Below are 12,350 nucleotides of genomic sequence, written 5' to 3'. Positions count from 1 at the left end.
AATCGTTCTGTCTATCGATATGCAATAAATATCTGAAAGACGTCAACATGGTGCGCGTAGCGCATATGGCCTCGTTTCCAGCATACGACCGGGCAGGACAAGGCCGCAATGCTGCACAGCAGTAAATTGCCGGCTGTTGTATAAATACAACTATCACGATGAGGACGGGAAACCTGGCGGCGGCACGGGCCGCCAGGCGGCGGGGCTTATTGCCCCGGATTGGGCAGCTTGGCGTGGATGGCGTCGACGGCCGCCACCAGTTCCGGCGACAATTCGATGTCATGCGCATCGATATTTTGCTGCAGCTGCGCCACGCTGGTGGCGCCGATGATGGTCGAGGCGACGAACCAGCGCGAGTAACACCAGGCCAGCGCCAGCTGCGCCGGCGTCAGGTCGTGCGCGCGGGCCAGCGCCGCATATTGCCGGGCCGCCTCGATGGTGGCGGGACGCACGTAGCGGGGACTCCAGCCTGCCGGGAAGCGCGTCAGGCGGCCCGGAGCTTGCGGATCGTCGAGGTATTTCGCCGTCAGCTGGCCGAACGCCAGCGGGCTGTAGGCCAGCAAGCTGACGTTTTCCCGGTGGCAGGTCTCGTCGAGCAAGCTCGTCTCGAAATGGCGCGCCGTCAGGTTGTACAGGTTCTGGATCGATGCGATGCGCGGCAAGCCTTTCAGCTCGGCCTGTTTGATGTATTCGCACACGCCCCACGACGATTCGTTCGACACGCCGATGTGGCCGATCTTGCCTTCGTCGACCAGCTTGCCCAGCACGGCCAGCGTGTCTTCGATGGCGATGCAATTGTGCTCCTTGCGCGGGTTGTAGACGCTGGCGCCGAAGATGGGCAGGTTGCGGCTGGGCCAGTGCAATTGATACAGGTCAATGTGCTCCGTCTGCAGCCGGCGCAAACTGTCTTCGACGGCGGCGCGGATGTTGACCGCGTCGTGGTCCGTCTTGCCCTTGCGTATCCAGTGCATGCGCGAGTTCGGTCCGGCTACCTTGCTGGCCAGCACGATATCGCCGCGCTTGCCGCTTTTCTTCAGCCAGCTGCCGATGTAGCGCTCCGTGCTGCCCTGCGTCTGCGCGCTGGCCATCACCGGGTACATCTCGGCCGTGTCGATGAAGTTGATGCCCCGTTCCAGCGCGTAATCGAGCTGGCTGTGCGCTTCGGCTTCGCTGTTCTGTTCGCCGAAGGTCATCGTGCCCAGGCAGATCGTGCTCACTTCCAGGTCGCTGGAACCCAGTTTGATCTTGTTGATCATTTCGCCTGTTTGCCGCGCAGCGCGCGCGCGCAATCCTTGATCAGGGCGGGACCCGCGTAAATCAGGCCGCTGTACAGCTGCACCAGTTGCGCGCCCGCTTCGAACTTGGCCACGGCGTCGCTGCCCTGCATGATGCCGCCCACGCCGATGATGGGCAGGGCGTCGCCCAGTTCCGCCTTCAGCAAACGGATGACATTGTTCGACAGCTCGAACACGGGCGCGCCGGACAAGCCCCCCGCTTCCGCGCCGTGCGGCATGCCTTCGACGGCGCTGCGCGACAGGGTCGTGTTGGTGGCGATGACGCCGTCGATGCGGTGGCGCGTGAGCGACTCGGCGATGCTTTTCACCTGTTCGCCATCCATGTCCGGCGCGATCTTCAGGGCCAGCGGCACGTAGCGCTTGTGCTTGTCCGCCAGGCGCGCCTGGGCCTCCTTCAATTGCGACAGCAGGGCGTCGAGTTCGGACGCGCCCTGCAGCTGGCGCAAATTCTTCGTGTTCGGCGACGAGATGTTCACCGTCACATAGCTGGCGTAGGGATAGACTTTTTCCAGGCACAGCAGGTAGTCGTCGGCCGCCCGTTCGATGGGCGTGTCGGCGTTCTTGCCGATGTTCAGGCCCAGCACGCCGGCGCGGTTCTGGTAGAACTTCGACGCCTGCACGTTGGCGACAAACGCGTCCACGCCGCCATTATTGAAACCCATGCGGTTGATGATGCCCTGCGCCTGCGGCAGGCGGAACATGCGCGGTTTCGGATTGCCCGCCTGTGCGCGCGGCGTCACGGTGCCCACTTCGATGGAGCCGAAACCCAGGTCGGCCAGCGCGTCGATGTACGCGCCATCCTTGTCCAGGCCGGCGGCCAGGCCCACGGGATTGGGGAAGGTGATGCCCATCACCGTGCGCGGGTCAGGTGCCGGTTTGCCGGCCAGCTTCGTCAGGCCCAGCGCGCTGGCGCGTTTCAGGGCGGGCAGGGTGAAGTGGTGGGCCGCTTCGGCATCCATCGAAAACAGCAGGGGACGGGCGAGGGAGTACAGGAATTTTTCAGACATGGGGCGCTTTGAGTAGGTGTGCGGGCTGCCGGGAAGGGCTGGCGGCGCGCGAAATAAGTGCCGTATTTTACCGTGTTCCGCGCGGCGGACGGGTGTATAGTTCTTGTTGGCCTAATGCAATATTGATCCCTTGATAATCCGCATCGGGCCGTGGACTATCCTGTTTCTTCCCTGTTCCCTTTACTGCATAAGCGAGACATCGATTGAAAAAGACACGCATCCTGACCGCCATCGCGGCCGCCAGCGCACTGCTGCTGAGCCACCCGGCCCTGGCCCTGCCCAATACGCAAGATACCCGCATGCTGAGCGAGCCGGCCGTCTCCAGCCGCCATATCGCCTTCATCTATGCGGGCGACCTGTGGCTGTCGAACCTCGACGGCGGCGGCGCGCGGCGCCTGACGTCGGACCTGGGCGACAAATCGAATCCCGTGTTCTCGCCCGACGGCAGCCTGATCGCGTACAGCGCCAACATCGACGGCAATGTCGACGTGTACGTGATCGCGGCGGCCGGCGGCGTGCCGCGCCGCCTGACTTTTCATCCAGGTGTTGATCTGGCGCAATCGTTCACGCCCGATGGCCACGCCGTGATGTTTACCTCGCCCCGCGCCGCCTTCAACAACCGCTTCCAGAAGCTGTTTACGGTGCCCGTGGCGGGCGGCGTGGAAACGCAGCTGGAAATCCCCAACGCCTCGCGCGCCACGTATTCGCCCGATGGCAAGCGCATCGCCTATAATCCGCTGGCGCCCGCCTTCAAGCAGTGGAAGCGTTACCGGGGCGGCACCAATTCCTGGCTGTGGCTGTTCTCCTCGGCCGACAAATCCATCGAAAAAATCCCCCAGCCGACGACGCGCTCGAACGACGTCGACCCCATGTGGATAGGCGATACCGTGTACTTCCGCTCGGACCGCAACGGCGAGTTCAACCTGTTTGCCTACGACGTCAAGACGAAATCCGTGCGCCAGTTGACGCAGCACAAGGACTTTCCAGTGCTCAACGCGTCGGCCGCGAACGGCACCATCGTCTACGAACAGGCCGGCTATCTGCACTCGTTCGACATCGCCGGCGGCCAGGCGCGCAAGCTGACCATCGGCGTGGCCAGCGACCTGGGCCAGGCGCGCCCCCGCTGGGTGAAGAACGCGAAATACATCCGCGACGCGTCGATTTCGCCGTCGGGCGCCAGGGTCGCCTTCGAGTACCGGGGCGAGATCGTCACCATCCCCGCCGACAAGGGCGACGTGCGCAACCTGACGCAGACGGCCGGCGCCCACGAGCGCACGCCCATCTGGTCGCCCGATGGCCGCTCGGTCGCGTATTTCTCGGACGAGTCGGGCGAATACGAGTTGCATGTGCGGGCGCAGGACGGCAAGGGCGCCGTGCGCAAGTTCAAGCTCAATGGCAGCGGCTTCTATGACAACGCCGTCTGGTCGCCCGACAGCAAAAAGATCGCGTTTGCCGACAATGGCTGGAGCATGTACGTGATCGACGTCGGCAACGGCAAGCTGCAAAAAATCGCCACGGAGCCGATGTATGGCGTCGACAAGAGCATGCGCGCTTCGTGGGCGCCCGATTCGCGCTGGCTGGCCTATACGCTCAATTCGCCCACCTACACGCGCAGCGCCTACATCTATTCCGTCGAGCAGAACAAGTCCATGCCGGTGACGGACGGCTTGTCCGACGTGGCCCAGCCCGTGTTCGACAAGAGCGGCAAATACCTGTACTTCTTCGCGTCGACCAACGCAGGCCCCAGCAACAACTGGTTCTCGCAGCAGAACGAAGACAACCTGGTGACGCGCACCGTGTGGATGGCCGTGCTGCGGCGCGACCTGCCGTCGCCGCTGATCAAGGAAAGCGACGAGGAAAAGGCCGCCGGCGCGGAGAGCAAGAAAGACACGGCGAAGGCGGAAGCGGAGCCGAAGAGCGAAGCGAAGATCGATCCGAAGACGGGCCGCGACGACCCGAAAGTGACGGTGGCCCCCGTGGCGCCGATCAGCATCGACTTCGACGGCATCGCCACGCGCATCGTCGACCTGCCGCTGCCGGCCGCGCAGTTTTCCAGCCTGACGGCCGGCGCCGCGGGGCAGATCTTCCTGTTGCGCGAAAGCGACGGCAAGAAGGCCGTGCAGCGCTTCGATCTGAAGGAGCGCAAGGCCGAAACCGTGGTGGCCGAAGCCGATGATTTCGAAGTGTCGGCCGACGGCAAGAAGCTGCTGTACCGCCACAAGGACAACTGGGCCATGGGTTCCGCCACGGGCAAGCTGCTGGCGCCGGGCGAAGGCAAGATCAAGGTCGACGCCATCGAAGTGAAAGCCGATCCGCGCGCCGAGTGGACGCAGATTTTCAATGAAGTGTGGCGCATCAACCGCGATTATTTCTATGATCCGGGCATGCATGGCGTGGACTGGAAGGCCATGCGCGACAAGTACGCCGTGTTCCTGCCCGAGCTGTCCAGCCGCGCGGACCTGAACCGCCTGATCCAGTGGATGTGCAGCGAACTGGCCGTGGGCCACCACCGCGGCGGCGGCGGCGACGACTTTATCGAGGCGAAGAAGGTGCCGGGCGGCCTGCTGGGCGCCGACTATGACGTGAGCGACGGCCATTACCGCTTCAAGAAGGTGTATGGCGGCTTGAACTGGAATCCGGCCCTGCGCGCGCCGCTGACGGAGCCGGGCCTGAACGTCAAGGCGGGCGAATACCTGCTGGCCGTCGACAGCCGTCCTCTGTTGCCGCCGACCAACTTGTACAGCGCCTTCGAGAACACGGCCGGCAAGGCCGTCGACCTGACCGTGGGGCCGTCGGCCGACGGCAAGGGGGCGCGCACGATCACCGTCGTGCCCGTGCCGACCGAGGATGCCTTGCGCAACCGCGACTGGATCGAGGGCAATATGCGCAAGGTCAATGCGGCCACCAACGGCAAGGTGGCGTACGTGTACGTGCCCAATACGGCGGGGCTGGGCCACACCTACTTCAAACGCTATTTCTTCCCGCAGGCGGACAGGCAGGCCATCATCGTCGACGAGCGGTTCAATGGCGGCGGCAGCGTGGCCGATTACTACATCGAGATCCTGCAGAAGAAGGAAATCGCCTGGTGGACCATGCGCTACGGCGCCGACATGAAGACGCCGTCCGCCTCGATCCAGGGGCCGCGCGCCATGCTGATCGACGAGACGGCCGGTTCGGGTGGTGACCTGCTGCCGTGGATGTTCCGCAAGAACAACATGGGCCCGCTGATCGGCAAGGCGACGTGGGGCGGCCTGGTGGGCATCCTCGGCTTCCCCGTGCTGATGGACGGCGGCTTCATCACGGCGCCGAACCTGGCGTTCTGGACGCGCGAAAACGGCTGGGGCGTGGAAAACGAAGGCGTGCCGCCCGATATCGAAGTCGAGCAAACGCCGGCCGACGTCATCGCGGGGCGCGATCCGCAGCTGGAAAAGGCGATCGAGGTGATCCAGGCCGAACTGGCGAAGAACCCGCCCGTGCGGCCGCCGCGTCCGGCGTTTCCGGACAAGAGCAAGTAGGCAATGGAAAAGGGGCGCAAGCCCCTTTTTTTACATCACCACCCACTGCCCCTTGATGCGCGCTTCCAGCGGCTTGAAGTTGATTTTATACGCCATCTTCGGGCTTTGTTCGATCCAGTAGCCCAGATAGATGTAGGGCAGGCCCAGTTCCCGCGCCTGGGCGATCTGCCACAGCACGTTGTAGGTGCCGTACGAGGCGCCCGCCACGTCGGGATCGAAAAACGTGTAGACGGACGACAGGCCATCGGCCAGCACGTCGATGATGCTGACCATGCGCAGGGTGCCGTCCGGATCGCGGAATTCCACCAGGCGCGTGTTGACGCGGCTTTGCAGCAGGAATTGCGCGTACTGGTCGCGGCTGTCCTGGTCCATGCCGCCGCCCGCGTGGCGCGTGCTCTGGTAGCGCAGATACAGTTCGTAGTGTTCGTCGAGGAAGGACAGGCTGGCCACGCCCGCCTGCAGGCCGGCGTGCCGCGTCCAGGCGCGGCGCTGGTTGCGGTTGGGCGCGAACTCGCCGGCCACCACGCGCACGGGGATGCAGGCCTGGCAGCCGTCGCAATACGGGCGGTAGGTAAAAATGCCGCTGCGGCGAAAGCCGTTGCGCACAAGTTCCGAATACACGTCGCTGTTGATCAGGTGCGAAGGCGTGGCCACCTGCGAGCGGGCCTGGCGGTCGTCCAGGTAGCTGCACGGGTAGGGCGCCGTCGTGTAGAACTGCAGGGTGGCAAACGGTAGTTCGTTCAGGTGCGTCATGCTGATCCTGTCTGGTCTGTCCGTAGCAATGGAAGTGTGGCTGGAGATATCATAGCTTTTTTACGCGGGTGGCGCAGCATGCCAGTCCGTGATTTGCGCTGCTTCAATAGCGACGCGCAGATGGGCCAGGAAGCGGGCGCGCGAAATGGGTGCCGCGCCCAGCGAGGCCAGGTGTTTTGTTTCCTGCTGGCAGTCAATCATGGCCACGCCGCGCGCCTTCAAAAAGCGCACGAGCTGCGCCAGCGCGATCTTCGAACCGTCCGAGACGCGCGCGAACATCGATTCGCCATAGAACATGCGCCCGATCGACACGCCGTACGCGCCGCCCACCAGTTCGCCATCGAGCCACAGTTCGGACGAGTGCGCGTAGCCCAGCTTGTGCAAGCCCGTGTAGCCGGCGATGATCTCGTCGGAGATCCAGGTGCCCGGGCCATCCTTGCGCGGCGCCGCGCAGGCGCGCATGACGGCCTCGAAATCGCCGTCGAAGCGCAGCTGCCAGCGCCCGTCCGTGGCGGCGCTGCGCTCGACCTTGCGGATCGCCTTGGCCAGGCTGTCGGACACCTTGAAATCGTCCGTCATCAGCACCATGCGCGGATCGGTGCTCCACCACAGGATGGGCTGGCCTTCGGAAAACCAGGGAAAGATGCCGTGCCGGTAGGCGTCGAGCAGGCGCGCGGGCGACAGGTCGGCGCCGGCCGCCAGCAGGCCGGGCGCCTCGTCGGTGAGGGCGCGCGAGACGTCGGGAAACGGGGTGTGGATGTCGAGCCAGGGAATCATGCGGCGTCAAAGGTGGCAGGTGATAGGGGCTTACTCTGCATCCGTGCGCGCCATCGGGCGCGTGATGTCGCCCGTATGGAAGCCATAGCTGCCGCCTTCGCGGATTTTCACGCGGTCCGCAAAGAACAGTTCCAGGGTGGCGCGGATGGTGGGAAAGGCCAGGTCATCCCAGGGAATCTGCGCTTCCGTAAACAGCCGCACGTCCAGGCTTTCGATGCCGGGCGCGAAGTCGAGGTCGCGCAGGCGCGCCAGGTAGAACAGGTGCACCTGGTGCACGCGCTGCACGTTGAGCAGCGAAAACAGGGGGCCCAGCTCGATGTTGGCGCCCGCTTCCTCCACCGTCTCGCGTTCGGCCGCATCGGACGTCGTTTCATCGTTTTCCATGAAGCCGGCCGGCAGGGTCCAGTAGCCGAGGCGCGGCTCGATGGCCCGCTTGCACAGCAAGACCTGCAACTGGCCATCCTCTTCCCACACGGGGATGGAGCCGACCACCATTTTCGGATTCTGGTAATGGATGGCGTCGCAGTTGGCGCACACATAGCGGGGACGGTTGTCGCCTTCCGGAATGGACAGGCTGACAGGGTGGGCGCATTCGGAGCAGAATTTCATGGGCAGGCTTCGGAAAAATGGATGTCGGGTGTAACGCTTACTGTACACCGATTGCGCGCTGTGTGGCGTGACGAGCGGACACTATGCCAACCGGTAATTGGCCAGGTTTTATAATTAAATGGCTCTATTGCAGCCTAAGTTGAGATAGCTATTGCCTAAGCCGCCTGTTTGCCCGTATAATTCGAGTGCGGGGTGGAGCAGTCTGGCAGCTCGTCGGGCTCATAACCCGAAGGTCACAGGTTCAAATCCTGTCCCCGCAACCAATACCGGAAAGCCGCTGATTCTTGCAAAAGATCGGCGGCTTTTTCCATTTCCGGCCAGAAAGAGTATCCGCCGGACGGGGAGGAAAGACATTGTCAATTCATGCCCTTTACGCCGCGCAACAATCTGGTATATAATTCGAGTGCGGGGTGGAGCAGTCTGGCAGCTCGTCGGGCTCATAACCCGAAGGTCACAGGTTCAAATCCTGTCCCCGCAACCAATTCGAAGCCGCTGGTTCCCCGCAAGGGGGCCAGCGGTTTTTTCGTTCTACGGCGAGATCGCTTCCGCCACCTGGCGCGCATACACGACCAGCCGCAAGTGGCGGTCCGCATCGATGGTCAGCGAGGTGTGTTCATACGCGACCCGCTCGCCGCCGACGTCCAGCTGGCGCACGCCGTCACACGGCGCATGCACGTCGTGGCGGCGCCACCATAGCTTGAATTCGGGCGAGACCTTTTCCAGTTCCTGCACCAGCGCGTGGATGTCCGCTTCCCGCGTGGCGCGCGCATAGTCGCGGCGAAAGCCCGACAGCATCAGCGGCGCCTGCTCTTCCCAGCCGGCGAAGCGTGACCGCAGCAGGGGATCGGTAAACAACAGCCACAGCAGGTTGCGCCGCGCCGGCACATGCGCGCCGAAGCCGAACAGGGTGTCCGCTTGCGCATTGAACGCCAGCACGTCCCAGCGCAGGTTGAGCACATAGGCCGGATGCGCCAGTTCGTGCATCAGCCGGCGCACGGGCGGCGGCACCACGCAAAACGTCTTGCCCTCTTCGGCGGGCGGGCGCGCATGGGCCAGCAAAAACAGGTGGCGGCGCTCGCCCGCGTCCAGTTTCAGCACTTCGGCCAGCTTGTCGAGGAAGGCGCTGGAGACGCCGATGTCGCGCCCCTGTTCCAGCCAGGTGTACCAGGTCAGCCCCACGCCGGCCAGCGCCGCCACTTCCTCGCGGCGCAAGCCCGGCGTCCTGCGCCGCCCGCCGCCGGGCAAACCCACGTCCTCGGGCGACAGCCGCGCGCGCCGCGCCTGCAGGTAGGCGGCCAGTTCGTGGCGGGTGCGGGCCAAAGTGCGCATGGTGCGGTCTTTCCTGTGAGCCTGTTGCTGCCAGTAATAGCATAAACAGTTAAATTGTAATTGTTTATATTGTATTCCAGAATGCCTGCTTTCTTCCCGAAAGCGTGCCCATGTCCGATTACTCTTCCCGCGCGCCCGCAGTTGCGACCGCCGTCGCGCTGCCCGCCACCGTCTACCTGATCGCCATGGGCGCCTTCGCGCTGGGCATGGCGTCGTATGTGACGGCGGGGCTGATGCCGCTGATCGCCGGCGCGTTTTCCGTGTCCGTGGCGATGGCCGCGCAGCTGGTGACGGCGTTCACGCTGGCCTACGGCCTCGGCTCGCCTCTTGTCGTGGCCTTGCTGCCGGCGCGTGCGCAGCGCCCTGGCCTGCTGGGCGCACTGGGCGTATTCGTGCTGGCGAACGGGGCCAGCGCGCTGGCCGGCGATTTTGCCGGCTTGCTGCTGTGGCGGGCCGTCGCCGGCGTGGGCGCGGGTGTCTACCTGGCGCTGGGCATCGCTGCGGCGGCGGGCGTGGCGGCGGCGCCGCAGCGCGGCAAGGCTATCGCCGTGATCATGGGCGGCATGGCGGGCGGCACGGTGCTGGGCGTGCCATTGAGCCTGCTGCTGGCGCAGCAGCTGGGCTGGACGGCGGCCCTGTGGCTGGTCGCCAGCCTCGGCGCGCTGGCGCTGGCGGGCTTGCTGTGGCAGCTGCCGGTGCTGCCGGAAGTGGCGGCGACCTCGTTGCGCCGCAAGCTGGCCTTGCTGGCCGACGGGCAGGTGCTGGCCATCCTGCTCGTGTCGCTGCTGGCGGCCATCGCCAGCCTGGGCATGTACACGTTTATCGCGCCGCTGCTGGCGTGGTCCGCGCAGGGGACGGCAATCTCCGCCACGCCCTTCCTGTGGGCCTGGGGCGTGGGGGGAATCGCGGGCAGCGTGCTGGTCGGGCCATGGGCCGACAAGGTGCGGCCGCCGAAGCTGACCTTGTTCATCTTGCTGCTGCTGGCGCTGGCCTTGTGCGCGCTGCCGCTGGCGGCCGGCTGGTCGGCGTGGCTGATGCTGGCGCCCATCGTGCTGTGGGGCGCGGCCGGCTGGGCCCTGCAAGTGCCGCAGAACCAGCAGCTGCTGGACGCGCGCGCGCGGCAGGGCGACGGCAACCTGGCCATCGCCCTCAATGAATCGGCGCTGTACCTGGGCAGCGCCATCGGCGCCGCCATGGGCGGGCTGCTGCTCCTGCTGGACTGGCCCGCATGGCTGCTGGCGGCCGGCGCCGCCGTGGTGGCCGCCATGGCGGTGCTGCTGCAGCTGGCGCTGTGGCGCAAGCGGGCGCAGTAAGCCGGCGCTGTCCTGGCGGCGATACGCGGTTCAGCGAGGCTGTTCCAGCTGCGCGTACACGGCGTCGGCGATCTTGCCCAGCTCCTTTTTGGGCAGGTTTGCCGAGAGGGCGTAGCCGAGCCGGCCGTCGATCCAGTAAAACACGCTCAGCTCCTTTTCCTGCGTGTAGCGGAACGCCGTTTCCTGCCTGCCTGCCCGCTCCTTCGCCACGTACAGGGTCAGGCGCTTGCCGCCGCCATCCTCGTACATGAATTGCGCCACGGGGCCGTCGCCGTCGCCGGGCAGCAGGCGCCCGCCGATCAGCTGGTAGCCCAGCGGCGACAGCACGGGCGGCTGCAGCTGCGTGCCCAGGCGCTTCGACAGCCATTGCACCAGGTGCGCCTCCTGTTCCGCGCCCACTTCCACGGGGTGGCGCACTTCGGGCGTGTAGACGGCGTGGGCGATGGCGGCGCTGCGCGCCAGGGAGACCGGGCTGGCGCTGGCGGTCACGCTGTTGCCGCCATCGCCATCGCCGCCGCGCAGCAGCCAGCCGCCCGCGCCGCCGGCGACCACCAGCACGACGGCTGCCGCCGCCTGCATGGCGGGGCGATACCAGCCACGGTTTGCCGCCGGCGGCGCCGCTGCCTGCAGCAAGTGCCGCGGCACGGCTTCTTCCTGCACGGGATTGAACAGGGCGCGCAACTGGCGGTTTTGCTCGCGCCACGCGTCGACGCGGGCGGCGTCCTGCGGATGCGCGCGCAGGTGGGCATCGACGGCCGGGCGCTGTTCCTCGGGCAGGACGCCGTCGGCCAGGGCGTGCAATTGCGCTTCGCTGATGGCTTGCCTTGTCATTTCACGACTTTCAGGGTGGGCGCGCCGCCGTCGCCGGCGGGGCGGCCGTCGAGCAGCGCGCGCAGTTTGTCCCGTCCGCGCGACAGCCGCGACATGACGGTGCCGACGGGGATGCCCAGGGCGGCCGCCACGTGCTCGTAGGGCATCTGTTCCAGCGCGACGAGCAATATCACTTCGCGCTGCGCCAGCGGCAAGCGGGCCAGCGCCGCATCCATCTCGCCGATGGCGATGGACTGCCCCGGCGCGCGTTCCGGCGCGGGCAGCACGGTGTCATCGTCGAGCTCCTGCAAGTCCAGGCCGGGGCGGCGCAGCTGGTCCACGTGCAGGTTATGCATGATGGAGAACAGCCAGGGCCGCATCTCGCCGCCCCGCTGCCACTGGTCGAACTTGCGCCAGGCCCGCTCCACGGTGTCCTGCACCAGGTCGTCCGCGTGAACGGCGCCCACCAGCGCGCGCGCGTAGCGGCGCAGGCCGGGCAGGCAGGCTTGCAGCTGGCGGCTGTCCTCTGGCGTGCTCATCGTGGCGGCGCGGCGCGATGCTTAAGGCTTGGCGACGTGCCACACGTTCTTGAAATTGTCGCCGGCAACGTCGCCCGGCTTCTTGTCTTCCTTGTACAGGTACAGGGGCTTGCCCTTGTAGGTCAGCTGCATGGCGCCATTGTCTTCGCGCTTGATGCTGCCGTAGGGGGCGGCGGGCGCCGCTTCGGTGGCGATGACGGCGGGCCAGGCGGCCAGGCAGCCGCCGCTGCAGGCGCTCTTGCCGCTGTCGGCGACATCCTTGTCGAACACGTACACGGTCATGCCGCCGGCATTGACCAGCATGCCGTTGGCGGGCATGACGTCGGCGGCGAAGGCGAGGGGGGCGGACAAGGCGGTGAAAAGGGCGGTGGCGGCAAAAGTAGTAAAGCGCATGATGGTCTCC

Annotated in this window: 11 protein-coding genes and 2 tRNA genes; 4 read left to right on the top strand and 9 right to left on the bottom strand. The window is 65.7% G+C overall.

Annotation, left to right across the window (positions count from 1 at the left end; genetic code table 11):
• Positions 1–206: 206 nt before the first annotated feature.
• On the bottom strand, positions 207–1,253 hold the full coding sequence (locus tag BXA07_RS12190) for an aldo/keto reductase (RefSeq protein ID WP_076568235.1): 1,047 nt from the start codon (positions 1,251–1,253) through the stop codon (positions 207–209).
• The gene (locus tag BXA07_RS12185) at positions 1,253–2,302 is read right to left on the bottom strand and encodes a quinone-dependent dihydroorotate dehydrogenase (protein WP_076568185.1); all 1,050 of its coding nucleotides are present in this window, start codon (positions 2,300–2,302) and stop codon (positions 1,253–1,255) included. Before BXA07_RS12185 ends, BXA07_RS12190 begins: the two co-directional genes overlap by 1 nt.
• Before the next feature lie 203 nt (positions 2,303–2,505).
• On the opposite strand from BXA07_RS12185, the gene BXA07_RS12180 reads away from it, so the two are divergent.
• Complete coding sequence (locus BXA07_RS12180) at positions 2,506–5,817, top strand: S41 family peptidase (RefSeq protein WP_076568184.1); 3,312 nt, start codon at positions 2,506–2,508, stop codon at positions 5,815–5,817.
• A gap of 30 nt (positions 5,818–5,847) precedes the next feature.
• On the opposite strand, the gene BXA07_RS12175 is transcribed toward BXA07_RS12180, so the two are convergent.
• The 3 genes from BXA07_RS12175 to BXA07_RS12165 are packed head-to-tail and all read right to left on the bottom strand — an operon-like array spanning position 5,848 to position 7,956.
• The gene (locus BXA07_RS12175; protein WP_076568183.1) at positions 5,848–6,570 is read right to left on the bottom strand and encodes an arginyltransferase; all 723 of its coding nucleotides are present in this window, start codon (positions 6,568–6,570) and stop codon (positions 5,848–5,850) included.
• A gap of 60 nt (positions 6,571–6,630) precedes the next feature.
• Complete coding sequence (gene aat / locus BXA07_RS12170; protein ID WP_076568182.1) at positions 6,631–7,347, bottom strand: leucyl/phenylalanyl-tRNA--protein transferase; 717 nt, start codon at positions 7,345–7,347, stop codon at positions 6,631–6,633.
• A gap of 30 nt (positions 7,348–7,377) precedes the next feature.
• Positions 7,378–7,956 (bottom strand): NUDIX hydrolase, encoded by a 579-nt coding sequence (locus BXA07_RS12165; protein ID WP_076568181.1) that lies wholly within the window; start codon positions 7,954–7,956, stop codon positions 7,378–7,380.
• Positions 7,957–8,142: 186 nt separating this feature from the next.
• Between BXA07_RS12165 and BXA07_RS12160 the strand changes: the two genes are divergently transcribed.
• Positions 8,143–8,219 (top strand) — tRNA-Met (locus tag BXA07_RS12160).
• Positions 8,220–8,360: 141 nt separating this feature from the next.
• Positions 8,361–8,437: transfer RNA gene (locus BXA07_RS12155), tRNA-Met, on the top strand.
• Between the two features lie 47 nt (positions 8,438–8,484).
• Here the strand turns inward: BXA07_RS12155 and BXA07_RS12150 are convergent.
• On the bottom strand, positions 8,485–9,285 hold the full coding sequence (locus BXA07_RS12150) for a helix-turn-helix transcriptional regulator (RefSeq protein WP_076568180.1): 801 nt from the start codon (positions 9,283–9,285) through the stop codon (positions 8,485–8,487).
• Between the two features lie 110 nt (positions 9,286–9,395).
• Here BXA07_RS12150 and BXA07_RS12145 point away from each other — a divergent pair, with 110 nt between their 5' ends.
• On the top strand, positions 9,396–10,598 hold the full coding sequence (locus BXA07_RS12145) for an MFS transporter (protein ID WP_076568179.1): 1,203 nt from the start codon (positions 9,396–9,398) through the stop codon (positions 10,596–10,598).
• Between the two features lie 30 nt (positions 10,599–10,628).
• Here the strand turns inward: BXA07_RS12145 and BXA07_RS12140 are convergent, their stop codons facing one another.
• Genes BXA07_RS12140 through BXA07_RS12130 form a run of 3 tightly spaced genes read right to left on the bottom strand, consistent with a single transcriptional unit; the run spans position 10,629 to position 12,340 of the window.
• The gene (locus BXA07_RS12140; protein WP_076568178.1) at positions 10,629–11,429 is read right to left on the bottom strand and encodes an anti-sigma factor family protein; all 801 of its coding nucleotides are present in this window, start codon (positions 11,427–11,429) and stop codon (positions 10,629–10,631) included.
• Positions 11,426–11,947: an RNA polymerase sigma factor gene (locus tag BXA07_RS12135; RefSeq protein WP_076568177.1), complete on the bottom strand. Its 522-nt coding sequence runs from the start codon at positions 11,945–11,947 to the stop codon at positions 11,426–11,428. The genes BXA07_RS12140 and BXA07_RS12135 overlap by 4 nt, the downstream gene beginning before the upstream one ends.
• A gap of 21 nt (positions 11,948–11,968) precedes the next feature.
• The gene (locus tag BXA07_RS12130) at positions 11,969–12,340 is read right to left on the bottom strand and encodes a COG4315 family predicted lipoprotein (RefSeq protein WP_076568176.1); all 372 of its coding nucleotides are present in this window, start codon (positions 12,338–12,340) and stop codon (positions 11,969–11,971) included.
• Positions 12,341–12,350 lie beyond the last annotated feature (10 nt).

It is taken from the genome of Janthinobacterium sp. TND4EL3 (assembly GCF_900156175.1).
Lineage (GTDB): Bacteria > Pseudomonadota > Gammaproteobacteria > Burkholderiales > Burkholderiaceae_D > Janthinobacterium.
This window is presented reverse-complemented; position numbering and strand designations above follow the sequence as displayed.

Bases quoted from the DNA above. Each gene is read 5' to 3' on its own strand.
- BXA07_RS12150 (WP_076568180.1), bottom strand. From the start codon at position 9,285: ATGCGCACTTTGGCCCGCACCCGCCACGAACTGGCCGCCTACCTGCAG.
- BXA07_RS12140 (WP_076568178.1), bottom strand. From the start codon at position 11,429: ATGACAAGGCAAGCCATCAGCGAAGCGCAATTGCACGCCCTGGCCGAC.
- BXA07_RS12185 (WP_076568185.1), bottom strand. From the start codon at position 2,302: ATGTCTGAAAAATTCCTGTACTCCCTCGCCCGTCCCCTGCTGTTTTCG.
- BXA07_RS12145 (WP_076568179.1), top strand. From the start codon at position 9,396: ATGTCCGATTACTCTTCCCGCGCGCCCGCAGTTGCGACCGCCGTCGCG.
- BXA07_RS12165 (WP_076568181.1), bottom strand. From the start codon at position 7,956: ATGAAATTCTGCTCCGAATGCGCCCACCCTGTCAGCCTGTCCATTCCG.
- BXA07_RS12135 (WP_076568177.1), bottom strand. From the start codon at position 11,947: ATGAGCACGCCAGAGGACAGCCGCCAGCTGCAAGCCTGCCTGCCCGGC.
- BXA07_RS12175 (WP_076568183.1), bottom strand. From the start codon at position 6,570: ATGACGCACCTGAACGAACTACCGTTTGCCACCCTGCAGTTCTACACG.
- aat (WP_076568182.1), bottom strand. From the start codon at position 7,347: ATGATTCCCTGGCTCGACATCCACACCCCGTTTCCCGACGTCTCGCGC.
- BXA07_RS12130 (WP_076568176.1), bottom strand. From the start codon at position 12,340: ATGCGCTTTACTACTTTTGCCGCCACCGCCCTTTTCACCGCCTTGTCC.